At 38.8% G+C, this 24,543-nt stretch carries 24 protein-coding genes and 1 tRNA gene; 2 read left to right on the top strand and 23 right to left on the bottom strand.

What is annotated here, in order from left to right:
- The 19 genes from N7548_RS06020 to N7548_RS05930 form a co-directional block, all read right to left on the bottom strand.
- Positions 1-1,749 carry a V-type ATP synthase subunit A gene (locus tag N7548_RS06020; RefSeq protein WP_263608566.1) on the bottom strand — a complete coding sequence of 583 codons (1,749 nt, stop codon included), beginning with the start codon at positions 1,747-1,749 and terminating at the stop codon, positions 1-3.
- A gap of 11 nt (positions 1,750-1,760) precedes the next feature.
- The gene (locus N7548_RS06015) at positions 1,761-2,360 is read right to left on the bottom strand and encodes a hypothetical protein (RefSeq protein ID WP_263608565.1); all 600 of its coding nucleotides are present in this window, start codon (positions 2,358-2,360) and stop codon (positions 1,761-1,763) included.
- Positions 2,361-2,369: 9 nt separating this feature from the next.
- Positions 2,370-2,678 carry a V-type ATP synthase subunit F gene (locus N7548_RS06010; protein WP_263608564.1) on the bottom strand — a complete coding sequence of 103 codons (309 nt, stop codon included), beginning with the start codon at positions 2,676-2,678 and terminating at the stop codon, positions 2,370-2,372.
- Positions 2,679-2,696: 18 nt separating this feature from the next.
- Positions 2,697-3,140, bottom strand: a complete 444-nt coding sequence (locus N7548_RS06005) for an ATP synthase subunit C (protein ID WP_263608563.1) — start codon at positions 3,138-3,140, stop codon at positions 2,697-2,699.
- A 14-nt stretch (positions 3,141-3,154) separates the two neighbouring features.
- Positions 3,155-5,074 carry a V-type ATP synthase subunit I gene (locus tag N7548_RS06000; RefSeq protein WP_263608562.1) on the bottom strand — a complete coding sequence of 640 codons (1,920 nt, stop codon included), beginning with the start codon at positions 5,072-5,074 and terminating at the stop codon, positions 3,155-3,157.
- Positions 5,075-5,083: 9 nt separating this feature from the next.
- Positions 5,084-6,121 (bottom strand): V-type ATPase subunit, encoded by a 1,038-nt coding sequence (locus N7548_RS05995; protein ID WP_263608561.1) that lies wholly within the window; start codon positions 6,119-6,121, stop codon positions 5,084-5,086.
- Between the two features lie 17 nt (positions 6,122-6,138).
- A complete protein-coding gene (locus N7548_RS05990) occupies positions 6,139-6,450 on the bottom strand; it encodes a hypothetical protein (protein WP_263608560.1) in 312 nt (103 codons plus the stop codon).
- 255 nt (positions 6,451-6,705) lie between these two features.
- Positions 6,706-8,130: a proline--tRNA ligase gene (gene proS / locus N7548_RS05985; protein WP_263608644.1), complete on the bottom strand. Its 1,425-nt coding sequence runs from the start codon at positions 8,128-8,130 to the stop codon at positions 6,706-6,708.
- Entirely contained in the window at positions 8,130-8,975 is an 846-nt protein-coding gene (locus tag N7548_RS05980; RefSeq protein ID WP_263608559.1) for a S1-like domain-containing RNA-binding protein, read from the bottom strand. The genes proS and N7548_RS05980 overlap by 1 nt, the downstream gene beginning before the upstream one ends.
- Positions 8,976-9,005: 30 nt before the next feature.
- Entirely contained in the window at positions 9,006-10,142 is a 1,137-nt protein-coding gene (locus tag N7548_RS05975) for an MFS transporter (protein WP_263608558.1), read from the bottom strand.
- 74 nt (positions 10,143-10,216) lie between these two features.
- Entirely contained in the window at positions 10,217-10,945 is a 729-nt protein-coding gene (locus N7548_RS05970) for a Fic family protein (RefSeq protein ID WP_263608557.1), read from the bottom strand.
- Between the two features lie 111 nt (positions 10,946-11,056).
- Positions 11,057-11,797 carry an amino acid ABC transporter ATP-binding protein gene (locus N7548_RS05965; RefSeq protein ID WP_303645807.1) on the bottom strand — a complete coding sequence of 247 codons (741 nt, stop codon included), beginning with the start codon at positions 11,795-11,797 and terminating at the stop codon, positions 11,057-11,059.
- A complete protein-coding gene (locus N7548_RS05960; RefSeq protein WP_263608556.1) occupies positions 11,794-12,552 on the bottom strand; it encodes an amino acid ABC transporter permease in 759 nt (252 codons plus the stop codon). The genes N7548_RS05965 and N7548_RS05960 overlap by 4 nt, the downstream gene beginning before the upstream one ends.
- Entirely contained in the window at positions 12,552-13,370 is an 819-nt protein-coding gene (locus tag N7548_RS05955; protein ID WP_263608555.1) for a transporter substrate-binding domain-containing protein, read from the bottom strand. The genes N7548_RS05960 and N7548_RS05955 overlap by 1 nt, the downstream gene beginning before the upstream one ends.
- 378 nt (positions 13,371-13,748) lie before the next feature.
- Positions 13,749-13,946: a cold shock domain-containing protein gene (locus N7548_RS05950; protein ID WP_262095747.1), complete on the bottom strand. Its 198-nt coding sequence runs from the start codon at positions 13,944-13,946 to the stop codon at positions 13,749-13,751.
- 95 nt (positions 13,947-14,041) lie between these two features.
- Positions 14,042-15,430, bottom strand: coding sequence for a glycoside-pentoside-hexuronide (GPH):cation symporter (locus tag N7548_RS05945; RefSeq protein ID WP_263608554.1), 1,389 nt, complete (start codon positions 15,428-15,430; stop codon positions 14,042-14,044).
- Complete coding sequence (locus tag N7548_RS05940; RefSeq protein ID WP_263608553.1) at positions 15,417-17,030, bottom strand: alpha-glucosidase; 1,614 nt, start codon at positions 17,028-17,030, stop codon at positions 15,417-15,419. Before N7548_RS05940 ends, N7548_RS05945 begins: the two co-directional genes overlap by 14 nt.
- Positions 17,031-17,091: 61 nt before the next feature.
- Positions 17,092-18,873 (bottom strand): ABC transporter ATP-binding protein, encoded by a 1,782-nt coding sequence (locus N7548_RS05935; protein ID WP_263608552.1) that lies wholly within the window; start codon positions 18,871-18,873, stop codon positions 17,092-17,094.
- Positions 18,870-20,597 (bottom strand): ABC transporter ATP-binding protein, encoded by a 1,728-nt coding sequence (locus N7548_RS05930; protein WP_263608551.1) that lies wholly within the window; start codon positions 20,595-20,597, stop codon positions 18,870-18,872. Before N7548_RS05930 ends, N7548_RS05935 begins: the two co-directional genes overlap by 4 nt.
- 85 nt (positions 20,598-20,682) lie before the next feature.
- Here N7548_RS05930 and N7548_RS05925 point away from each other — a divergent pair.
- Positions 20,683-20,756 (top strand) — tRNA-Thr (locus N7548_RS05925).
- An 85-nt stretch (positions 20,757-20,841) separates the two neighbouring features.
- Positions 20,842-21,222 (top strand): hypothetical protein, encoded by a 381-nt coding sequence (locus N7548_RS05920; protein WP_263608550.1) that lies wholly within the window; start codon positions 20,842-20,844, stop codon positions 21,220-21,222.
- A 52-nt stretch (positions 21,223-21,274) separates the two neighbouring features.
- On the opposite strand, the gene N7548_RS05915 is transcribed toward N7548_RS05920, so the two are convergent.
- The 4 genes from N7548_RS05915 to N7548_RS05900 all read right to left on the bottom strand — a co-directional run bounded on the left by N7548_RS05915 (position 21,275) and on the right by N7548_RS05900 (position 24,502).
- Complete coding sequence (locus tag N7548_RS05915; RefSeq protein WP_263608549.1) at positions 21,275-21,625, bottom strand: hypothetical protein; 351 nt, start codon at positions 21,623-21,625, stop codon at positions 21,275-21,277.
- A gap of 162 nt (positions 21,626-21,787) precedes the next feature.
- The gene (speB, locus tag N7548_RS05910; RefSeq protein ID WP_263608548.1) at positions 21,788-22,648 is read right to left on the bottom strand and encodes an agmatinase; all 861 of its coding nucleotides are present in this window, start codon (positions 22,646-22,648) and stop codon (positions 21,788-21,790) included.
- Positions 22,638-24,131, bottom strand: coding sequence for an aminotransferase class I/II-fold pyridoxal phosphate-dependent enzyme (locus N7548_RS05905; protein WP_263608547.1), 1,494 nt, complete (start codon positions 24,129-24,131; stop codon positions 22,638-22,640). Before N7548_RS05905 ends, speB begins: the two co-directional genes overlap by 11 nt.
- A gap of 62 nt (positions 24,132-24,193) precedes the next feature.
- The gene (locus N7548_RS05900) at positions 24,194-24,502 is read right to left on the bottom strand and encodes a hypothetical protein (RefSeq protein WP_263608546.1); all 309 of its coding nucleotides are present in this window, start codon (positions 24,500-24,502) and stop codon (positions 24,194-24,196) included.
- Positions 24,503-24,543: the final 41 nt, after the last annotated feature.

Raw genomic sequence — 24,543 nt, 5'->3', positions numbered from 1 at the left:
TTACTTAATGGCTTGAATAATCTCATCAATTTTATCTTGATAAGCATCTAACATTTCAATTTGATTGTTCGGTACATCGTACTTCATCTTAATGACTTGGTCAAAAATACCCGTTTCAAACAGCAAGTTGAAGGATTTACCACTTTCAATAAACACTTTAGCGCGTTTATTGAGATACAAGATGACATCCATCATTTTCAATTGTTTTTCCAAAGGTACGAACGTATCGTCTTTATGGAATGCGTTTTGTTGAAGGTAACCTAAACGAATGACCTTACCAATTTCAATGACCAATTTTTGGTCATCCGGTAAGACATCACTACCAATGAGTTTGACGATTTCCAAAAGCTTATTTTCTTCGGCCAGAATCGACATGATTTCACGACGATTGGTTAAGAATCTTGGGCTGACGGTTTGGTCATACCATTTGGTTAAATCATTGATGTATTCAGAATAACTTAAATTCCAGTTGATCGCAGCGTAGTGACGCATATAAGCCAATTGCTTGTCAAGTGCCCAGAAACTGCGTACAAAGCGTTTGGTGTTTTGTGTCACTGGTTCTGAGAAGTCCGCACCTTGAGGCGAAACTGCCCCAATGATGGTGACAGAACCTTCTTGATTGGATAAGGTTTGAACATAACCCGCACGTTCGTAGAATTGTGAAATACGGCTTGGTAAATAAGCGGGGAAACCTTCTTCAGCAGGCATTTCTTCTAAACGACCACTGATTTCACGTAAGGCTTCTGCCCAACGAGAGGTGGAGTCAGCCATAACAGCGACATGATAACCCATGTCACGATAGTATTCAGCAATCGCAACCCCAGTATAAATGGAGGCTTCACGTGCAGCAACAGGCATATTGGATGTGTTGGCAATCAACACGGTTCTTTCTAAAAGTGGTTTGTTGGTTCTTGGGTCGATCAATTCAGAGAACTCTTCGAGTACTTGTGTCATTTCATTCCCACGTTCGCCACAACCAACGTAAACGATTAAATCGGCATCACACCATTTCGCAAACTGGTGTTGCATCATGGTTTTACCTGTACCGAATCCGCCCGGTACTGCGGCGGTTCCGCCTTTAGCAATCGGGAACAATGTATCGATGACACGTTGACCACTGACCAGTGGAATTGAAATTGGTAATCTTTGTTTCACAGGACGTGGTGTTTTGATCGGCCATTTTTGAGTTAAACCCAAATCATGGACTTGATTTTTTTCATCTTTGACTTTTAAAATAATGTCTTTGAGTTTGTAAGTGCCCTTAGGTGCTATCCAAGTAACAGTCCCTTGAATACCCTGTGGTATCATTAAGCGATGTAAAATCGAAGCTGTTTCAGGAATGGTGGCGTAAATATCGCCAAAATGAACCAAACTGCCGACATGGACGGTTGGGGTGACTTCCCAGGTTGAGTCTTCATCCAAAGGTTTAACGTCAGACCCCGTTGGGATATAGATCCCTTGAGCTGCTTGAATCGTTTTGAGTGGACGTTCGATCCCGTCAAAAATGTTTCTGACCAAGCCAGGTCCAAGTAAAGCGGATATGGGTTCATTGGTGCCGAATACGGGGTCACCTACTTTGATCCCTGTGGTCGATTCATACACTTGAATCACGGTTTTGGTTTTACTGATGGAAATGACTTCGCCTAAAAGACGTTCATGTCCCACATAAACCATTTCTAACATTGAAAAATCGGTCGCGTTTTGGACGGTAACGACTGGACCGTTGATAGAATATACTGTATTGCCCATGGTTACCTCCTTTATTGTTTGATGAATAACTTAGCGTTTTGATAGAACCAATCGCGTTGATTGGCTAATTTCGCATCGAGTGTTTCGTCGATACGAATGTTTTTTTCGTTAGATACGGCAATAAATCCGCCAATTTCAACCTCATCGGTTTGAACCAAACGAATGCCTTTTACTTTCGAAAAAGCTTGTTTTAGCGATTCATCTTTGGTCGATATCATCACATCAATCGTAGCCATACCGATGAAAGATTGCACACTTTCAAGTTGTTTGGACATGTGTTTAACGTAGTCTTCTGTGGCTACATATTTGTGTAACTTCTTATAGACTTTGTCAAAGATATGATTGATCATCACGCTGCGTTCTTTGATGAGCATTTCATCATATCCAGCCCCGATTTGATTTAATCTGTCTTGATATTCTGCATGAACATCGCGCATCAATTTATTAAGTTCTAACTTCTTCTTCATGTCCAAATCTGAAATGACTTTAGCCATTTCTTTTTGATAGGCATAATCAATTTCTTTTTTTAACGCTTCGACGCGTTTGGTAGACTCTCTTTGAATGGCTTTTTCAAAGTATTTTTTGAGTTGGTCTTCATTATAGTATGACATGGTGTCACCTCACAGTTTGACGCCAATGGCTTCACTCACGTATTGGTCAATTGCTTCACCAATATTGGTTGTACCATGTCGGTCAGGAATTTCGACAATGAGTTTTCTAGACTCTGTCAATTTGATTTCAGAAATGATTTGTGGCGCTAACTCAACCAGTTTGGTCGTAACCAAAATAATGGCGATATTAGGGTCTTGTAGGGCATCTTCAAGCGCGTTCAAAAACGCGTCCTTTTCATGGACGACTACCCCATCGATGCCGACTAGTCGCATGCCGACCTCTGTATCGACATTGTCGCTGATTAAGAAAAATCTCATAGAGACGCCTTCTTTCGATTATAATTTGTTGATGATCAAGATGGAGATTAAGATACCGTAAATCGCTACCCCTTCACCCAAGGCAACGAAAATCAAGGCTTTACCAAAGTTCTTTTCATTTTCAGAGAACGCTCCAATCGCTGCTGGCGCTGCTGCGGCTACGGCGATACCGGCACCTAAAGCGGACATCCCTGTCGATAAGGCTGCAGAAATGAAGCCTAAACCTTGAGCCATGGTTCCTGCAATCGAGGCTACATCGCCTTCAGCTGCTTGTAACGCAGGGCTGAAAATCATTTGGAATACAAATACAAAAGCGATGATGCTGAAGAATCCGCTGATGTGTGTTAATAATCTTTTACGCGCAGATTCGACTGTGGTTTTACCTTTAAATACTTTAATAAGTGGTAAGGTGATTAATACGAGTAATACTAATGGCAATACTAATTCAATAACTGTTAACATGATTTTTCCTCCTATTATTGATTGATTGGGTTGAACGCGATACCATTACCTGAATAATAACGCGAGAACATTTCATAAAATTGTAATCTAAGTACTTGGATACCAACGATCATTCCTTCAAGCACCATCACGAAGATATTACCTAAAATCATGACCAAGAGGCTAGCATTGCCCACCATACCCATGAGTGTGAACACAACCAACATCATACCGGCATGGGATAATACGAACCCACCAACACGCAAGAATGACATGGAGTTGGTTAAATACGAAAGTACGATTTCAAATAATTCAAAGAACGCTTCAATGAAGAATCCGCCAAAACCTGCTGGAAACATCGGATGTTTATGAATTTTTCGATGTACAGGTTCTTTGAAGAAGATCATGATGAGTGGGATGGCAACAAACCCAAGGATGGTAAAGATATTGACCACAGGGATACCTAAGCCGACTTGTAAACCGGCCGCCACCACAACGAATCCATACATCATCATGCCGGCAATCCCATTGTGTGAGAACACCATCTCAACATAGTCTTTCTTTTTGATCATGGTGATGATGTTTAAGATCATAGTCGATAAAATCAACAGCGCACCAATCGCAATCGCACTGATGAGCAAGGTCATGGTAAAATCACTATCCATGATATGAATTGGTTTACCTGGTAAACCTAAAATATCGGTAAAGAATGGGGTTAAGATTTCTTCATTACCAAAGAATGAACCGTATAATAATCCAAAGATGGCTGAAGATAATCCGATACGAACCCCTACAGCGCCTAAACGCATGCCTTTGAATTTATAAGCTAAATAGCCTAATAACATCAATACCAAACCTTGACCTAAGTCACCAAACATAATACCAAATAAAATGGAATATGTAATCGCGACAAACGGGGTTGGATCGAGTTCGTTATAACCAGGTAATCCATACATTTCAACGAACATACCAAAGGGTTTACTGAACCAGCCATTCTTGAGTTTGGTTGGTGGTGTAACACGCTTGTCTGTATCTGCGGCGTTGACTTCTATTTCAACATCGGTCATGTCTTTAAAGGTGTCTTGGAATACTTTGACATCTGCATCCTCAGCGAAACCACTGATGGTGAATTTATCCCCCAGACCAACCACATATTTTTTAGATTCAAATAATCGGTTTAGGAATAGCAATTCACCTTTAATCATCGAAAGACGATTTTCACAACCATCGGTAATATTGCACATATCACTGCGGTATTTCATGATTTGATTTCTCGCATGAGCGATTTCATATTCGATACGTTCCGCTGCTTCTTTTGGTGTACCGTGAACGAAATCTGGAATGAAACTTCTCTCAAAGAATAATGAGGAAAAGATGTTATCCACTTCGCGTTTGTATTCATCGGTTGTGAAATACATACACCAAACGTAGTTGTGGTCGGTATTGAATGATTTGAAGGCAAATGGACGATTTTGGAAGAAACGTAATTTTTCTACCGAATCGATGGGTAAACGACCAAATCGAATTGAGATATACTGACTAGCGAATAGGTCATCTAATGACACATCTAAGCTCGCTATATTTTTAACTTGGATGAGTGCATTTTCATATTTTTCAATGAAAACTTCTAGTTCTTTAATTTGTGTTACTTCTTCTTCTAATGAACGTTTGATTTCCGTAATGTAATCATACATTTCATTTAAGTTATAGTTCTCATCACGATACTCAATATTCGGTAACTTTAAGTCGTACTTGGTTTCGATATCTTCGATTTCTTGTAACATGGTTTGACATGGGTTTTCAGCCACGAAGGATGTTAAGCCATGGACACGTTCGACAATTTCACTCGCTAAAATCGGGTGAAAGTTTTTCAAATCGATGAATCTGGTAAGTACTTTATCTAAATTACTGACATTTGAGGTTAAATCAATGAGATTTACTTTTGCAATTCCCATAAATGCCTCCTAATAAATTAACATTTGTTTAATTTCATTTTCATCGACTTGGTAACGAATACCTTCGATGATGTTGGTGATATTTTCAATTTCAATTTCAGACATCGTAACAAAAGCCATATATACTTTTGGTACATCCGTCGAAAAATACATGAATTTGCGTGCTAAATCGTATTTGATTTTTCCAGCATAGTATTCGACATACACATAATCTTTATCGCTCGCAAATCTAGAAAACTCACTCGTTGATAAGTATTTTAGTATGGCGTTTGGGTCTTTAAGGTGGATGATTTCATCCATTTTTTTCTCACTGATTCGTGAATGTTTTTTAATCAACACGTTTTTAATGGTTACCGGGTCTGCTTGATAAAACTTCTTCAAACGGTAAATCTTGATGATGTTACCCAACTCGATGCGTGTTTCAAAGATACTTTCTAAATCACGTTTCAAAGATCCACTGTAGTTTTTACCAATGCGTTCGAATGCTTGATCGTAGTAATAAGATTCCAATGCATGTTCAATATCTAAATAGCGAATCATATTTGGGTCTTTGACATAAAACGGCTTCAATATGTCATAATAGTTAGAACGTTTGACTGCTTCAAGCAATTCTTCGAATGTCGTTACTTTTAATAGTTTATCGATTTCAATTGGGGTATGCACATCAAAAAAGTAAGGGATTTTCCCTTTCATTTCATCAAACTCTTTTGAGATGATGGTACGAAGAACGGAAAGAATCAATTCATTTTCTTGTGTGACGATGTTTAAGTTGTAAAAGGATTCATCTTTTGAATAGACCATTTTGATTAATCGGTATATATGGTCGAATGAATTCTTTCGGATTAACGCTTCGAGTTGTCCTCTGTGGACTGAATTCTCTTGAACATCTTTTAGGATTAATTGGTAATTTTTATGTTTCTTCAAATACCCGACCAAATCTGGAATCGATCTAAATTTCACAAGACGTTCATAGTCTTCTTCTTTCAGAAAACTGCCATAAATTGCTTTGGATTTCGCAATGATGGCGTTATTTGCTAAAGGACTCATCTTGACCTCTTTTCTGTCTACTTAATGCAAAAAGAATAGATCATATCGATCCACTGTTCTTCATGTTCATCAAATTGTGATTTGATTAAAGCGAGATTGTCATTGAATTTCTTCAATTCAGTTTCTTTTCTTAACGCAATCTCATTTTCAAAATTGGTTTTGGTGTCATCAATTGTCTTTTGAATAAAAGCCATATTTTCCAATTGGATTTTCTTTTCATCGGCTTTGATTTTGATGTCCAACATGGCCTTTTCTTTTTCTAATTTTTCGACTTTTTCTCTCGCGACTTTGTCGAGTAAGACAGTTTCACGAATGATGCCTGAGTGCATAAAACAACCTCCTGGTTTAAACGATATTTTAAGAACACGTGCGCGTGTAATATACGGTCTAAATTTATTATACTCTCATATGAGATTATTTACAAAATCCGATCGAGTTTAAACGAAATCAACATGTGTTATTGTAATACAAAATAAAAGATAATACAAGTACAAATTAAAATGCAAATGAATAAAACTCTTACATTACAAAAACTATAAAAACGAAAAGAAACCATCGTTCATTATGGTTTCTTTAACATGATTTTAATAAGCGCGTGCAAATAAGATGGTTTGAGTTGCCTTTTTGCCGGTCACTGGGCAAATTTCAGTGATCAGTGGTTCATTTAAAATGACGCGTGCGGTGGCTTGAACATCGGCTTTGATGATGAGTTCAGCTTCTTCACCAGCAACGCTCATCTTGATGTATCCACCTTTTTCAATTTGAACTTTGAAGTCCTCATAAGTGGATGCAACAAAGGTGTTGGCAGTGACATGAGCCAATGCTTTTTCATATAATGCATCGTGCATCGCTTTGAGTACATTTGGCATGGATTCAATCACGGAATCGATGGCAACCGTTCGTTTGCTTCTATCGTGTCTTTGGGTGATGGTGACTTGACCATTGGCTAAGTCTCTTGGTCCGATTTCAATACGAACTGGGACACCCTTCATTTCATATTCAGCAAACTTCCATCCCGGTGTACGATTGGAATCATCTAGCTTCACACGGTAACCTGCAGCTTTTAAGTCTGCATACATTTTATTGGAAGCTTCCATGACTTCAGGTCTTTGGCTTTGAATTGGGATGATGACGATTTGTGTCGGTGCCACATACGGTGGCAATACCAACCCTTCATCATCGCCATGGACCATGATGACTGCACCAATTAAACGTGTTGAAACGCCCCAAGAGGTTTGGAAGACATTTTTCACTTGGTTATCATTATCTTGGAATTTGATGTCGAATGCTTTTGCGAAACCATCTCCGAAGTAATGAGAGGTCCCCGATTGTAGTGCCTTACCATCATGCATCAATGCTTCGATGGCGTAGGTTTCTACCGCACCAGCAAACTTTTCTTTTTCGGTTTTACGACCAGTCACAAATGGAATCGCGAGCAATTCTTTACCTAGGTTGTTGTAAATGTCAAGCATGCCTAAGGTTTCTGCTCTAGCTTCTGTTTCTGTTCTATGAATGGTATGCCCTTCTTGCCACAAAAACTCTTTGCCTCTTAAGAATGGGCGTGTGGTTTTTTCCCAACGGACCACTGAACACCATTGATTATATTTTTTAGGTAGATCGCGGTAAGAAGAGACGATTTTTGAGTAATGTTGACAAAATAAAACTTCTGAGGTTGGACGAATGATGAGTTTTTCACCTTCATCGCCGGATGAAGTGGTCATAAATGCTGTTTCTGGAGCGAAACCTGTAACATGGTCTTTTTCCTTTTGAAATAGCGATTCAGAAATGACCATAGGCATATAGACATTTTCATGTCCAGTTTCTTTAAATCTTTGGTCTAAATATTTTTGAATATTTTCCCAAATAGCGTAGCCGTAAGGACGATAGATGATAAATCCTTTCGCATCACTATAATCCATAAGTTCAGCTTTGATACATAAATCGGTATACCACTGTGCGAAATCTTTGTCGCGAGCGGTGATGGTTTCTACGAGTTTTTTATCCATTATTATTCACCTTTAACGAGTATGGTTTGGTCATCTTCGAAAATGACCTTCCTTTCACTATATAAACGGCCTAAGGCACGTTTGAATGCTTTTTTAGAGAGTTTGAACGTTTCATAGATGAGGTCTTTGTCAGAATCGGATGTAAATGCCATTTTACCACCATTTTGAATCAAATAGTCGAGTAACATTTGGGCATCCTGATCCATCATTTTTTCTTTGACTTCAATCAAAGAACCACTATATCCATCTTCATGGATGCGTGCAATTCTCACATTGGCTAGTTCACCTAAACGGTACACACGACGCATTTGCGTGTGGTGTACGAAGATGAGGTGTCCTGAAGCTGACATCATATTGAGACCTTCTTTACCAGCATGGATGACATAAGCATCGATGTGCTGATGTAAATCGAGTTTGGTTTCAGGCTTTAAGTTGATTTCCACTTTATTCAGTGGTTTCGCAACCAAGCGGTTTTTCAATTTTAAGATGCAGTATAGAGTGTCACCCTTTTCGGGCCATAGATTAAAATCATAGGGTAGATAGTCTTTCGATACCAACATGTCCTTAGAAATGTTGTTTCCAACAAACACGCCTAAGTCATGGTTGACTTCTTTAACCGTCACGAAATCCGGACGGTTCACAGTAATGATTGGGGTTGACAATGTCGCAGCTAAACGCGACTTAAAGTCGTAGTATAAAAATGCAGATACACTTTGGTTATCTTGCAGTGTTTGATGATTGGTTTCATTGAAGTGTAAAAATACGTCTTCAGTGCCATCGGTCAGCATATAGCCAATGTCTGTTTTACGTTTTACTTTCAATTGATTGATTTCACCGATTTTTAACATGTTATCACATCCTTGTCTATTATATCATATTCATGATACTTTTGATTGGGAATAGTCTATAAAACCGATGGCGGATAGGGCGATGATGGATGCCATGATGTAGTAAGGACGATACCCAAATAATTCTGTTATATACCCACCAGAAAGGGTTACTAATGCTGTAAATAAACTTCTAAAACTTGAAAATACCAAAATACCTAAGGTGATGTTTTTAGGTAATACAATCTCTTCGATATATCGGATGGTGACATACAACATGGTGCCCATCGTCACACTTCTAATCAAACTGATGAGGATGTAGACGATGAGTGGTAATTCAATCCCATAGATTAAAAATCTTAAGGCATTCGTGATCACAATCATCAATAATAAAGTCTTGGTTTTATACTTATAGCCATTGGCCGATAAATAAGCCAATACAATCATCTCAAATATGATGAAGATAAACATGATTAACCCATATTGATCTGGTTTTACCCCTAAGGATTCAAAGTAAATACTTAAGAAGTTATCGCCACCAAATAAGATACCTAAAGTAATGATATAGAAGATGGCGAATAATAGGAATTTATTGTTTTTAATCAAGACTTTTGCATCACTCTTGATGTTCAAATCGATATCGTTTTCAATGTCTAAAGGTAAAATCCAAGTCAGTGCAACCGCGAATAATGCGAAGAATACCGCGGACGCAATGAAGGTTTCTTCATAGCCTAGTTTCGCAATCATCAATCCACCTACGATGGTGGTAACCCCGTAAGAAAATGAACCGAATAAACGAATGTTCCCGTATGGGTAGTTCTTCTTTTTGCTAAAAACGGACGTATAACTATCCAATAATACATAAACCGGTTGTCCAACAATCGCCAACACCACGACAGCTAACGCGATGAATTGGGTTTGATTGAGCTGAATTAATACGATGACGGTAATCGCTTCTAAAATGGTGAGAATTCGCATGATATGGCGATTATCGTTAATATTCCTTGAAAGGCTACTCCAAATGGGATTGACGAACAAAGCCACCAAAGGTAGGATCATCAAAATCAAGCCTATTTGATTGTTTGGCACTTGCATGGATTTGAGGTATAAAGCAAAAAAAGGGTAGAACAAAGCATCCCCAATGAATCGTATAAAATACGTTAATTGATACTTACGAACCTCTTTCACTTTATCACCATACCCATTATATCAAAAAGAAAAAAAAGTGAAAGTTGTTTTCACTTTTTTATATATAAAAATGCTTACTTGTTGAGCAGTTGATTGACTTCGTTGTATCGCTTGATTAAAAGCCCATTCACGAGTTCCATCATTGGCGTCATGTCTTTTTGTTCTTTGAACGTATCTAGCGCATGGAAATACGCTTGAATCTGATCGTGGCTAATCGAAATCGGTAAGTAATCGTTTTGCATTAAAACAAAATTCATCAGTAGTCGAGCTAAGCGCCCGTTGCCATCCACAAATGGATGAATCTTGGATATAGATAGGTGTACATAGCATGCACGTTCAATCGCGTCGCCTTCAAATTCTTCTAAGTTCATAAAGAATTTTTTCATGCGGTCGTATACTTTTACGTGGTCAGGTGGTTGATGGGTAGAACCCATGAGTTGGATATTCACTTGGCGATATAATCCGCCAACCATGATATCCTCTAAGATGATTTGGTGTAAATCTTTGACGAAATCTTCTGTGAGTGGTTGTTTTTCTTCAACCGCTTTTTTCACAAATTCATACGCCTTAACATGGTTTAAAACTTCTTTTTGTTCACGTTCACTACGGTCAAGTAGTTGTCTCGCTTTGATGAGTCTCTCAACTTCCGCTCTAGTGATGTGATTCTTACCTTCAAAACCGATGGCTGCATAGGCTTGTTCTAATTCAAATACACTTTCGATTTTTTGAAGTTCCTCTTTGCTTGCTTCTTTAAGAGCAATCAAGAGGTGTTTCTTCTCTGCTTCTAAAAGGCCTCTTTCCATATCATTTCACTCCCGTTTCTTATAATGTTATTATAACAATAAAAACGCTATCATTCAACGTTAAAAAGAAAAAAGACACGTTAACATCCGAAGATGCTCGTGTCATTAGGTTTAAATGTGTTGAATCACACGATTTAAAAATTGTTTGGTTCTTTCTTCTTTTGGGCGATTGAAGAAATCCTCTGGATTATTTTCTTCGAGGACAATGCCTTGATCCATGAATAAAATACGATCCGAGACTTCTTTTGCAAAACCCATTTCATGGGTGACAATGACCATCGTCATCCCTTCATCGCGCAATGTCTTGATGACTGAAAGGACCTCTCCTACCATTTCAGGATCAAGTGCGGATGTGGGTTCATCAAATAACATGACTTTGGGTTCCATACAAAGTGCTCTTGCGATGGCTACCCTTTGTTTTTGTCCCCCGGATAAACGTCTAACATCTTGTTTGATAAAGTCTTTTAAACCCACTTTTGTCAAATACATCACAGCGCGATCGGTGGCTTCTTTCTTGCTTAACCCAAGACGTAGCATCGGCGCCATGATGCAATTATCCAATACATTTTTATTATTGAATAAATTGAATTGTTGGAAGACCATCCCCATGTGTTCACGGAGTTTGTTGATATCAGTGGTCGGATCCATTAAGTCTTTATCTTCAAAAAATATGTGTCCACTATTGGGTTCATTCAGTAAGTTTAAACAACGCAATAAGGTGGTTTTTCCTGACCCAGATGACCCGATTAAAGTGATCACTTCTTTTGGATTAACGGTTAAATTAATGCTGTTAAGGATGATGCGGTCATCAAATTTTTTGGTTAAATTCTCTACACGGATGATGGGATTCATGCGTTCACCTCCGCAGTGGTATCTAAGCGTTTCGATAGATAATCCACCAATTTAGATGATAAATAGGTGAGCATCAAATACAGTATCGCCGCAATCATAAACGACTCATAATAGCGATAAGTGGCAGATGCCCCTTGTCGCACAGAATAGAATAAATCAACGACTGAAATGACCGATAAAACAGCGGTATCTTTTAGGTTGACAACGAATTCATTGCCCACCCCTGGTAAAGCATTTTTAATCGCCTGTGGCCACATCACTTTACGCATCGCTTGCCTGTGACTCATGCCTAATGTTCTAGCAGCTTCCATTTGGCCAGGGTCTACAGCTTGTAATCCACCCCTTAAAACCTCTGAAATATAGGCGGTGGTATTGATGGTAACAATGATTAAACCGGCTGGTAGTGGACTCCACCAAGCAAAAATGCCTGCACTCGCAATCCCATAATAGATGATCATCGCTTGGACAATCATCGGTGTTCCTCTAAAAATGGTGACATACACGATGGCGAGTTGTCTAAAGACTGCTTTGTATATTTTAACAAATACAGGGTCACGTTTGACATCGATTTTGACCACACGCGCTTGGGTCACACCCATGGCGAGGATAAATCCGCCGAAGGTACCTACGACGGATAATAAAATGGTCACACTCAACCCATATAAAATGATTTTATAATAGGACTGAATGATGTAAATAATGGTGCCAAAGAAATCACTTTGTGGTGGCAGGCTGGCTAAAACATCTAAAAACATTATTGTCTATTGAGGGCTGCTAGCATCCAAGCATCACGGGTTTCAACCGATAGTTCAGCTAAAACACCATTGATGGCTTCAAGTAAAGCAGTGTCTCTTTTTCTAAGCGCAACTGCTGTGGTGATATCTTCTTCAGAAACAGTGAATCCATTGGACCCGGTAAAGTTAATGAACGTTAAGTTTGAGTTGGATTGAACAATGGACATCGCCACTGGCAATTCAGCGATGAATGCGTCAGCAACCCCACTCAATACTGAATTGGTTAAAGCGTTATACGAATCGAGGGGTGTTTGATGAACGACACTTGGAATTTGATCGATCAAATCATCTTGTAATGTACCCAATTGCGCAACAACTTTAGCACCAGTGAAACCAGCCAATGTGGTTGCGGCAGCGAAGCTTGAATCGGTTCTAACAACCATCACTTGTTGTGCTCTGTAATATTCACTTGAAAAATTAACGGTTTGTGCACGTTCGGATGTTGGACTCATACCAGCGATAATCACATCGATTTGTCCTGCTTGTAGTGCCGGAATCAAACCATCCCATTCAATCGCTTTGACTTCTAGAACCAAGCCAAGTTCATCGGCGATGTATTGTGCTACCACAACATCATAACCATCGACGTACGCACCCGGTTGACCTGATAGTGGTACTGTAAATTCATTTTGTGCTTGGGTTGTCCAGTTGTATGGTGCATACGCTGCTTCTAACCCAACCACCAAGGTATTACCTTCTTCTACTTCGTAGCTCGATGTGCTACATGCAGACAAGGTTAATGCAAATAAAACGGTTAATACTACAAACATTCTTCTCATTGTCGAAGACCTCCTATTTTTTTAACAAAAAAAGCGTCCCATAGGACGCCTTCAACACGAAATAAAAAGAAATTTTTTACATTCGTTAGCGCCTCTACATTTGTGTGTAGGAGTGTTATAAGTGTTCCCTATAACCCCATGATTGACCTATGCCTAAGTCCTCATTCGGCGATGGTTACCTTTCGAGTGTGTCGTCGCATGCCTGCTCTACACTGTACTATGATACATCGCTACCTCTAAACTTTTTTTGTTTGCATATAGAATACTAGCAATTTTAAACATTGTCAACCCAAGTTATCGATAAAAACGTTTTCAGTTTAATGATAAAAAGAAAAAGGACTGAAATTCAGTCCTTCTGCTTACCTTGTTATTTTAAAATTATAATTTAACAACCTTAGCAGCTTGTGGGCCGCGGTCGCCTTCTTTAACTTCAAATTCAACTTGGTCGCCTTCTGCTAATGCTTTGTAACCATCAGCTTGGATAGCGCTGAAGTGTACAAACACATCTTTGCCTTCTGATGTTGAAATAAAGCCGTAACCTTTTTCAGCATCGAACCATTTAACTTTGCCTGTCATGAAAACTTAACTCCTTACTTGAAAAATTCTGGGTGGTTATTCAACTCACCTAAAAACATTATACACTATGCAATAGTTTAAAACAAGGGGTTCGTCTAACTAATTTTATTATCTTCATTTTGAGCCAAAAATTCATCATCGCGTTTTTTTAAGGTTTCAATAATTTGATCATACATTTTTTTATCAATTTTATAGCATTTATAATAAATCAAGTAACTGGCAATAATCAAAATGACTGGCAAAACCAACATCGATAATTTTAAGTATAAAACATCGGTATCGGTCACTTCAGATGGCGATGTGACTTCAGTGATGCCAATCCAAACCAATGTAACGCCAATCACCAAGGATGCGATAGCACCAGATAATTTGTTGACAAACGGCTGAATCGCGAAGCTCACAGATTCATTCCGTTTGCCTAACTTATAGTGTCCATATTCAACCGTATCTGCTAGTAAAACAAGAATGATCAATTGTAACATCCCTTGTCCAAAGAACATGATGATACCAGCCAAACCAATCCAAATGATGTCCATGGGTGCGATAAAAAACAATACATAGCCCAATAAGACCAAACCAATGGCACCTGTGAATAACTGTTTGCGTGTAAATTGATTCGATAGAAATCTAAATACGAGTAACGCCACCATTTGAGATGCCCCTAAAACAATACCAAATACACCATACATACTTTCATCTTTATAAGCATATTTGAAAAAGTGTAGTCCAAAATTAGTGGTAATCATATACCCTGTCATAAATAAACTCATCGCGATGGCTGCCCATAATAACTGGTCATTTTTAAGAATGACTCCAAACATTTCGCTGATTTTGGTTTGTTCAACTTTCGCGAAATGCACTTCTACTTTGGTAAAACGAATGGTCACCAATTGACCGATGACCATCAGTATCGCACTGATGAAAACAAATGTAAAGAATGCATTTTGTTCTGTCATGTTTAAATCGTTTTTAAAATAATTCGTGATGGGAATCAATCCACCTACCACGATGAATACCCCTAAATTCGCGAATACCCTAGCCCATGAGCCAATTTCTTCACGTTCTTTTTGATCTTGCGTTAAGGCTGGTAACATCGACCAATAAGCAATATCATTCATGGTGAAAAAGAGTTCCCAGAGGACATAAGACAATGTGAAAACAATGATGAATGCGGTATCTGTCAATCCGAAATCGCTAAACATCAGTACCGAAGTGATGGCAGATCCGACTAAACCAACGAATATCCACGGTTTAAATTTACCAAATCTAGAACGGGTATTATCCACAATAACCCCCATAAACGGGTCATTAAATGCGTCAAATACACGAATGGTAACAATGATGGCGGTCAAGATTAAAATCATTTGTGCATTCAAATCCATGATATCGGTGAGGTAAAACATTAAATACATCGAAATCAAGGTATAACTCATGTCGCGACCAATGGTCCCGACACCAAATGTAAAACGGTTAGACTTGGTCATTTTGAACCTCGATGATTCTCGCTTCATATGGTCTCAAACGTTTCATTTCAAGCGGTGGATAGTTTTGTAAAAGAATCTCGCCATCCATCGAATGTTTGAATTTACGGTATTTGGATGACATGTTCACCACCACTAAAATCTTTTGATTGCCTAATACGCGGTGATAAGCAAATACGCCTTTTTTAATCACCAGTGGGACAAAATCACCGTCGATCAAAACGGGGTGTTGTTGTCTAATTTTGATCAGTCTTTTATAGTAACTTAGGATTGAATTACCATCATCAGTTTGGGCTTCCACGTTGATAATCGTTTGATTATGGTTTATTCTTAACCATGGTTTTCCCGTTGAAAACCCACCTTTGGCATCCCATTGCATCGGGCTTCTAGCGTTATCACGAGAGACCGTTTTAATCATATGCCAACGGTAGAATTTAGGAATCCATAGTTTTTTTGCTAAAGCCCAAATGTTCTTTGTCTCAATGTCCATATACTCATCTAATGATTTGTAGTCGACATTGGTCATCCCGATTTCTTGACCTTGGAAAATGAAAGGGGAACCTTTGAGTGTTAACAATACGGTCGAAAGCATTTTGGCACTTTCTTTATGATAATGAAGTGACCCATACCTTGAGACACTTCTGGGTTGATCATGATTTTCAAAATAATTGGCATTCCATGGGAGTTCTAACTGCCATTTTGTGAGAATACGGTTGAATTTATCTGGATTGAATTTTCTTTTGAACCATTTAACTAAAAATTGATCTGCATCCATATGTTCAAAACCAAACATCATATCGAGTTCTTTTTCAGATTCTGTGCCTAATAAGTCATTGGCTTGCTGGGTGTTGATCATCACGGTTTCACCCACTAAAAAAGCCCCATTTGGTTCGATGAGTTCTTTGTGAATACGTTTCAAATACATATGGTTCTTGGGTGTGGATTGATACTTTTCTAACCCCTTCAAGAATAAACGGTTTTTACCATTTTCTAAATCGGTTTTACACATCACATTCACAACATCACAACGGAATCCTTTGATGCCTTTATTGAGCCAAAATAAGATGATTTTTTTGAATTCTTCATACATCATTGGGTGGTCCCAATTCAAATCGGGTTGATTTTGGGCAAATAGGTGTAAATAATAAGTTCCATCTGCATTTTTAGACCAGGCTTTTTCACCAAAAAAACTGGTCCAATTGTTGGGTAATTTATTACCTTTACCGGGACGATGAAAATAATAGTCACGGTAAGGACTATTCGGATCTAAAGAGGATTTAAACCACGCGTGTTCACTAGAAGTGTGGTTCATGACCAAATCCATCACGAAATAAATCCCACGCTTTTTCCCTTCAGCAATCAGTTTATCCATATCAGCCATCGTACCGTATTCAGGGTTGATTGAAAAATAGTCACTAATATCGTAACCAAAATCGACATTGGGTGATGCATATACAGGCGAAAGCCATATATAATTCACACCCAGTTGAAGGAGGTAGTCAAGTTTTGAAATGATGCCTTTGATATCACCAATGCCATCGCCGTTGGCGTCTTTAAAACTACGTGGATAGATTTGATAAAATATGCCTTGTTTGAATGTCATGTTATCCCACCTTATAATTTCATTATACATTAGAAAAAGAAAAAAGTTACACATGGTAACTTTATTCGAATTGCGCTTGATAGAGTTTGTTATAAAAGCCTTGTTTTTGGATCAATTCGTCGTGCTTGCCTTGTTCGACAATATTGCCATCTTTGATGACTAATATTAAGTCTGCATTTTGAATCGTAGACAAACGGTGGGCAATGACAAAGGTGGTCTTATTTTGCATGAGTTGTAACATGGCTTGCTGGATATGGATTTCGGTTTGCGTATCGACATTCGATGTGGCTTCATCCAAAATCAACATCTTGGTGTTGGATAACATCGCTCGCGCAATGACCAACAGTTGTTTTTGACCTTTAGAGATATTGAGTCCTTCATCGGTGAGTTCAGTATCATAACCTTGAGGCAACGCTTCGATGAAATGATGAATCTTGGCTTTCTTAGCGGCTTCAATGATTTGTTCACGGGTGACTTCACCATTACCATAGGCGATGTTATCTGCCATCGAACCGGTGAAAAGCCAGGTATCTTGAAGGACCATTGAAAACGCCCGACGCAAGGAGTCACGGGTATAATCTTGGATGTTTTTACCATCAGCAATGATTTCTCCGCCATCCACATCATAGAAACGCATCAATAAATTGACTAAGGTTGTTTTACCTGCCCCTGTCGGACCAACAATCGCGACCACTTGGCCTGGTTGAGCCTTAAAACTTAGATTTTGAATGATTGGGGTTTTCTTGTCATAGGAGAACTGAACCGCATTAAATTCGATTTCACCGTTGACATTTTCATACGGTGTAGCGTCGTCTTTGTCTAGTACTTCTTCTTTGAGGTCAATCAATCCAAAGACGCGTTCAGCAGCTGCGAGCGCACTTTGAATATCCGCCAAAATGTTGCTCATTTGGTTGATTGGACCTGAGAAACGTCTAGAATACAAGGTGAAGCTGGTGAGTTTACCTAAGTCAATCGAACCATTGAAATACAATAAACCACCGAATACACCGACCAAGGTCACAGATAAGTTCGATATGAAGTTAACAGTCGGTCCAACCACGGTAGAATAATACCCCGCTTTATAAGAAGCATCCGATGCTTCATCGTTGATGATGTCAAAACGGCTTAAAACAGCGGCTTCTGAAACATAAGATTGAACGGTTTTTTGACCTGTAATCATTTCCTCAGAGAACCCATTGAGTTCGCCAAGTTTCATGTTTCTTAAACGATATTTCTTCTTAACGATTTTGGACAATGTTCGGGTAAAAATGAAAGACAACGGGATGGTAATTAAGAATACCAAGGATAGAATTGGTGACATGATGAGCATCATGACCAAGGAGATGACTACGGTAATTAATGAGGTGAATATCGAGACCACATCGGTCGCGAGTGACGTATTGATGGTGTCGATATCATAAGAGATTTTTGAGATGATGTCCCCGGTTTGATTTTGGTCAAAGAATGATACAGGGACTTTGGTTAATTTATCAAAGACGTCTTTACGCATTTTATATACAACGCTTTGACTGATTTTGACCATCGCGATGGACAATGAATAATTTAAGATTGAACTTAAGATATAGAATACTATCATCAGTCCAGCAAATAGGAACACTTGATCGAACTTAACCCCGTTTTCCATCGCAGAAACCGTACGACCTGTTAGGTAAGGTCCAACCAAGGATAAGAGGTTAGAAATCACGGTTAAGAAAATGGCTAAAGCCAGACGCCACTTATAAAATATGAGATAATCCCATAAGCGTTTAACTACGTATTTACGGTTCTTGGCTTTTTGTGAACCGTCATTGCTTTTGCGGGATTGTTTGCCTGCATACATCATAACGCTGCCCCTCCCATCTGGTGTTTCGCCAACAGTTGATAGGTACTAGAGGTTTTTAATAGTGTTTCGTGGGTGCCTTTCGCAATGATCTTGCCTTCATCCATGACCAAGATTAAATCGGCTTCCTTTAAACTAGAAATGCGTTGGGCAATGATGATTTTAGTGGTATGAGCCAACGTCTCATTGAGTTTTTTACGCATCTTCATATCGGTTTGATAGTCTAGTGCGGATGAGGCATCGTCTAAAATGAGTACATCTGGTTTGCCAGCGATTGCTCTTGCGATCAATATGCGTTGTTTTTGACCACCCGATAAATTCATCCCACGGGTCGCCATCATCGCTTCAAACGCATCTTCTCGTTCATAAATAAACTCTGCTTGAGCGATACGGGTTGCCATATCGATGTCATAATGGCCAATTTTATTACGATTGAATTGAATGTTTTGATAAATAGATTCTGAGAAAATCAAATCTTGTTGTAAAACCAATCCGATTCGACTGCGTAAATCCTTCACCTTTAAGGTTTGAATCGGCTTACCATAATATAGGATTTCGCCATCGGTGGTATCGTAAAAACGCATCAAAAGATTGACCAAAGTGGTCTTGCCTGACCCTGTTGAACCGATAATACCGAGGGTTTGTCCCTCGAATAACTCAAATGAGATGTCTTCTACATTGTATTTTTGTTTATTATAAGAAAATGACACATGGTTAAAGGCGATGTGTGGTAATTTGCTGTTCACCACAATATCTTCCGTACCATCTTGGATGTCGTTTGGCGCATTGAGTATTTCATCAATACGGGCACCAGAGGCTTGTGCCCTGGATAACATAACGAATACCCTTGTAATCGACATCATCGCATTCAAGATGATGGTGAAATAGGTAACAAAAGCCGTAATGTCCCCTTTTTGAACATAGCCTTGATCGAGACGAAATGCCCCAAATACCAAGACCAAAACCAGACCAATGTTGACAATCCCATTCATCAATGGGTTGATTTTTGCCATCGTGATGCTCGCTTTGAGTTCGCCATCTACCGTGCGTTGATTGTCCTTTTCAAAACGTTGTTGTTCGTGTTCACTCATCGATAAGGATTTAATGACGCGCGCACCTGTGATGAACTCTCTGACCGTACGAATCAATCGGTCAACACGCACTTGAATTTCTTTGTATAAAGGAATACCTTTTTTGGATACGGTGTAAACAACCAACCCAATGAATGGTAATGTCGCGATCATGACCAATGTTAAGATTGGGTCAACCAAGAATGACATCAAAATACCACCAATTAATAACACTGGTGCTCTAACCCCTAAACGTTGAATACCCGCAGTAGAATTGTATAAATTATAGGTATCGGTGGTCATTCTAGATATTAATGATGGTCTGGTAAATTGATCAATTTGTGCAGAGGATAAGCCTTCGATTTTTTCAAATACTTCATGCCTTAACTCTCGAATCGCTTCAGCTGCAATCCGTTCTGCAGTTCGGTTGGCAAAGATGTTCATCAACCAGCCCGCTAAGGCGATTAAAAACATATATATACCGACCATATAGATTGGCCAAAGGTTGTCCGTTGTGGTCGTTGGAATGACATCATCAATCATATAAGCGATTAAAAATGGTAAAAAAAGGTCGGTAATAGACCCCAGCATTTTTAAGGTCAATGAGACCGTCAGTGTGCGCCAAAATGGCTTTAATAATTCTAAGATTTTTTTCATCAAAAACACTTCCTGTAATTATATTATCACATTTGTGTTGTATTTTTATTTTTAATTTTGTATAATAATTTTGCTGCTATGAAACGCCCTCATAGTTAAATGGTATAACGCAGCCATGGTAAGGCTGTATTGCAAGTTCGATTCTCGCTGAGGGCACCATGAGTCATTTAAACCCTAACAAGGGTTTTTCTTTTTTTTCACAACACTCCGGTATATATTCTTGTGAATCTATTAGGAGGTAACTATGAAAAAAATCGTATCACTTTTATTTTTATGTTTACTGAGTTTCAATCTCACTGGGTGTGTCTTCAACATGGACGAACCCGCCGATATCGTTCCCCTTGAACGGTCCATCAAGTCAACCGATATTACATGGTTAGATGCCTCACAAGGGGCTTCTAGTGTCACTTTGAATTTTACGGCGAATGTCAAAATCAAAACCATCACGCTTCAAGTCACATTTCTAGATAAATCTGGCAACATCATTTTGGTCAATACCAAAACGATGACAAACTTAGTACCGAAAAATAACTACTCTCAAAAGTTTGGGATCGATTTTATGGACATGTTGTCGGTACATCAGTACTCATACAAAATCGTATCCGGTACCGTCGATTTGACCTAATCAAAAAATGAAAAACCCATGCGTCAACATGGGTTTTTAGAGAGAGTGTTTATCATGACCCAGCACAGCTGGATAAGCTTAATAAAAGAATGGCAATCATTAATATGACATAACTAAATGGGGTTGAAAGTAACCCTAGAACGGTTTTTAATATGCTCATCTTGAAAACGAGTTTCTTCTTTTGGATATGAAAATAGATCAATAATCCAATACCAATAACCACATGGGCATAATGATAGTACAAATAAGCGATCGCAAACGAAATCAAAGCATCAGGAGCAGCAACCACGTTTTGTGTTAAGACATATCCTAAGACAAACAATACGACACTAAGTAGGATCATCAACAATGAGCCATAGAAATAGATGTTTTGAATCTTCTGATGTTTTTGTAACGGTTCCAAGGGTACATTACCACCTTTCTATGTTCATTATAGAATACTTTGATGTTCAATACTTTTTATAAGCCTGAAAAAAAAGACAGATTTTGAAAAAACGTGATTTTGTTAAAAAATAGGGTCGATTTTTAACAAAATGTAGGTTTTCAGTCTGTCTTTTATGTTTTTCTAGCGGTGTAAAAGGAGTACCATTTCCCTTAAAGTCTTCACAGCGACCGCATTGGATGCGCCAGAAGGGTCCAAATAAGGGTTGAGTTCAACAAAGTCTGCACCAACAATGTTATTCAAGTTTTCAAACAAGTCGAATGCATTGAGTAAGTCTTTGTATTGCATCCCACCTGGTTCTGCTGTACCAGTACCCGGGAAAACACCTGGGTCTAATACGTCTAAATCGATGGTGATATAGACTGGTTTGTCTTTGAGTTTTTGAATGGTTTCTGCCAAGCCTTCAAAGTCAAACTTTCTCAAGAAAGTATTGCCTGCAGCTGCCCATTCAAATTCGTGTTTATCCCCTGAGCGAATACCAAATTGATAAATTCTGCCTGGACCTAACACATCGAAACAACGTCTAATGACGGTTGCGTGTGACAGTTTTCTGCCAAAGAATTCATCTCTCAAATCCGTATGTGCATCTAAATGGATCATGTGAACATCCGGATACTTTTCAGCTACAGCTTGAAGTACAGGCAATGTGACTAAGTGTTCGCCACCAATCATCATCGGTTTCTTATTGTCTTTGAGAATTTGTTTGGTGGTTTCATAAATGACATTTAACGCATCTTCTACCGCACCAATTGGTAAGTCTAAATCACCAATATCACAGGTTGGATAATCTTTTAAACTCATATCACGGTATGGTGAATACCATTCGATACCAAATGAATCGACACGAATCGCATTCCCTGCGAAACGTGTACCTGGACGATACGACGTGGTCGCGTCCATTGGACATGAATAGATGACAACGCTTGCGTCATCGTATTCGGATTTACAACTTTGAAATGACAAATCTACTTTCTTAAAGCTCATCAGAGTCCTCCCATTTTTGCCAATTGTCTTTATCGATTACTTTGACGTAACCGTTGTTTAATTCACTAAAGATCACCGAACCGCTTTGTTGATAGAAATCTAAGTCTTCTAAGAACTGGGTGTTGATGACTTCACCAGGAATCAATAGTGGAATACCTGGTGGATAAATCATGATGGATTCCGCTGATATTTCATTTTCCGAATCTGCGAGCGGTACAATTTTGTGTGGCGCATGATACGCTTCACGTGGTCTAACATAAGTTTCAGGGAAATTATAATGGAACTTAATCTTTGGTAACGATTGATTTTGTTCGTAGTTTTCATCTGAAATGGTCTTTAATGCTTGATACAAGCGGTCTAAGTCGCGCTTTGTGGTTGCCATCGTGATGATCGCAAGCACCAAATACGTTTCCGCCAATTCCAATTGTATATCAAAACGGTCTTTTAACGTACGATAAATATCGAATCCCGTTAAACCAATATCCGCAACCTTGATGACCAGTTTGGTCGAATCAAATCCAAAATCAAATCCCCGCTTAAGTGCATATGCTTCACCGATGATTTCAACACCAGGGATTTCGTTAAATTTAGGTACCATTTTATTTCTTAGATCGAGTGCTTTTTTGATGCCTTTTTCCCCTTCAAAGTACATTTGTTTTCGTGCAACATCTAAGCTAGATAACAAAATGGCACTCGGTGAAGTGGAATGAATCATATTTAAAGTGGATTGGATTTTTGCATTATCGATACGGTCACCTTTGGTTAATAATATCGAGCTTTGAGTGAGGGAAACCCCGGTTTTATGCATTGAGGTTGCCGCAACGTCAGCACCTGCTGCCATTGCACTTTGTGGTAATAAGTTTGAGAAATAAAATTGTGCACCGTGGGCTTCATCACACATCACAATCATATCTTTACTGTGGGCATAATCCACAATATTCTTTAAATCAGATACCACACCAAAATACGTCGGGTTGATGACAAACACGGCTTTTGCATCTGGATGTTCATCGATGGCTTTTTTCATTTGTGTAAGACTTACACCATTCGCAATCCCTAGATTATTATCGATATCGGGTTTAACAAACACGGGTACTGCCCCACTAAAAATGAGCGCATTGATGACGCTTTTATGTACATTTCTTGGTAGTATGATTTTTTCTTTCGCGGATACCGTAGCCATGATCATGGCGATAATCCCACCGGTCGTCCCGGAAGTTAAGAAATAGGCTTTATCCGCGCCAAATGCTTCAGCTGCCAATGCTTGTGCTTCTTTAATAACCCCTGTAGGCTTACTAAGTGTATCTAGCCCTCTAGGTGCGTTCGCATCCAATTGATAGATGCCTTTACCTGCAAAAGCAGAGAGATCATTTGGGAGTCGACCCAACTTATGTCCGGGGACATCAAAGGGGACAACATCCGATTCACCATATTCTTTTAATTTGGTAAAAAACGGTGTTTTCTCTTGATTTAAATTCTTCAAATAGATCACAACCTTTCATTTTATATTTTAACATAAACTCAAGATTCACAAGAAAAAAAGCCCTAGGGCTTCAAAAATAATTCAAATACGAATAAAAAAGCTAAAATAACGACGCCAAAACCCAATAAAGATAACGTCCACTTTTCCAAAACATCTACTTTCTTATGTCTAAAATAACATATTAAACCCATCATCAGGACAATAGTCATCATCCCCATGATGATCTGGACTGAAATAACAAAGAGCCCATCCAAAGACTGATTCATTAGTTTAGTCCCCAAAACCATGGTGATCAGTAAAGTAACCGCGAGGGTTACTGTCAAAATAGAAAGGCTAAAGTGAGCCTTTCGCAATATCACTGTTGTCTTCATATTATTTTCCCCTAATATTGATATTAACACATTTTACGACA

The organism is Paracholeplasma manati, from assembly GCF_025742995.1.
Taxonomy (GTDB): Bacteria; Bacillota_I; Bacilli_A; order Acholeplasmatales; family UBA5453; genus Paracholeplasma; species Paracholeplasma manati.
The sequence above is the reverse complement of the archived record's forward strand: the minus strand, read 5'-3'. Positions and strand labels throughout refer to the sequence as shown.

Coding starts and splice junctions, on each gene's coding strand:
- N7548_RS05940 (WP_263608553.1), bottom strand. CDS start 17,030: ATGACATTCAAACAAGGCATATTTTATCAAATCTATCCACGTAGTTTT.
- N7548_RS06010 (WP_263608564.1), bottom strand. CDS start 2,678: ATGAGATTTTTCTTAATCAGCGACAATGTCGATACAGAGGTCGGCATG.
- N7548_RS06000 (WP_263608562.1), bottom strand. CDS start 5,074: ATGGGAATTGCAAAAGTAAATCTCATTGATTTAACCTCAAATGTCAGT.
- N7548_RS05995 (WP_263608561.1), bottom strand. CDS start 6,121: ATGAGTCCTTTAGCAAATAACGCCATCATTGCGAAATCCAAAGCAATT.
- N7548_RS06020 (WP_263608566.1), bottom strand. CDS start 1,749: ATGGGCAATACAGTATATTCTATCAACGGTCCAGTCGTTACCGTCCAA.
- N7548_RS05965 (WP_303645807.1), bottom strand. CDS start 11,797: ATGAATCCCATCATCCGTGTAGAGAATTTAACCAAAAAATTTGATGAC.
- N7548_RS05970 (WP_263608557.1), bottom strand. CDS start 10,945: ATGGAAAGAGGCCTTTTAGAAGCAGAGAAGAAACACCTCTTGATTGCT.
- N7548_RS05900 (WP_263608546.1), bottom strand. CDS start 24,502: ATGAAGACAACAGTGATATTGCGAAAGGCTCACTTTAGCCTTTCTATT.
- N7548_RS05950 (WP_262095747.1), bottom strand. CDS start 13,946: ATGACAGGCAAAGTTAAATGGTTCGATGCTGAAAAAGGTTACGGCTTT.
- N7548_RS05930 (WP_263608551.1), bottom strand. CDS start 20,597: ATGAAAAAAATCTTAGAATTATTAAAGCCATTTTGGCGCACACTGACG.
- N7548_RS06005 (WP_263608563.1), bottom strand. CDS start 3,140: ATGTTAACAGTTATTGAATTAGTATTGCCATTAGTATTACTCGTATTA.
- N7548_RS05935 (WP_263608552.1), bottom strand. CDS start 18,873: ATGATGTATGCAGGCAAACAATCCCGCAAAAGCAATGACGGTTCACAA.
- N7548_RS06015 (WP_263608565.1), bottom strand. CDS start 2,360: ATGTCATACTATAATGAAGACCAACTCAAAAAATACTTTGAAAAAGCC.
- N7548_RS05955 (WP_263608555.1), bottom strand. CDS start 13,370: ATGAGAAGAATGTTTGTAGTATTAACCGTTTTATTTGCATTAACCTTG.
- speB (WP_263608548.1), bottom strand. CDS start 22,648: ATGAGCTTTAAGAAAGTAGATTTGTCATTTCAAAGTTGTAAATCCGAA.
- N7548_RS05920 (WP_263608550.1), top strand. CDS start 20,842: ATGAAAAAAATCGTATCACTTTTATTTTTATGTTTACTGAGTTTCAAT.
- N7548_RS05980 (WP_263608559.1), bottom strand. CDS start 8,975: ATGTTAAAAATCGGTGAAATCAATCAATTGAAAGTAAAACGTAAAACA.
- N7548_RS05990 (WP_263608560.1), bottom strand. CDS start 6,450: ATGCACTCAGGCATCATTCGTGAAACTGTCTTACTCGACAAAGTCGCG.
- N7548_RS05945 (WP_263608554.1), bottom strand. CDS start 15,430: ATGACCAAGTCTAACCGTTTTACATTTGGTGTCGGGACCATTGGTCGC.
- N7548_RS05960 (WP_263608556.1), bottom strand. CDS start 12,552: ATGTTTTTAGATGTTTTAGCCAGCCTGCCACCACAAAGTGATTTCTTT.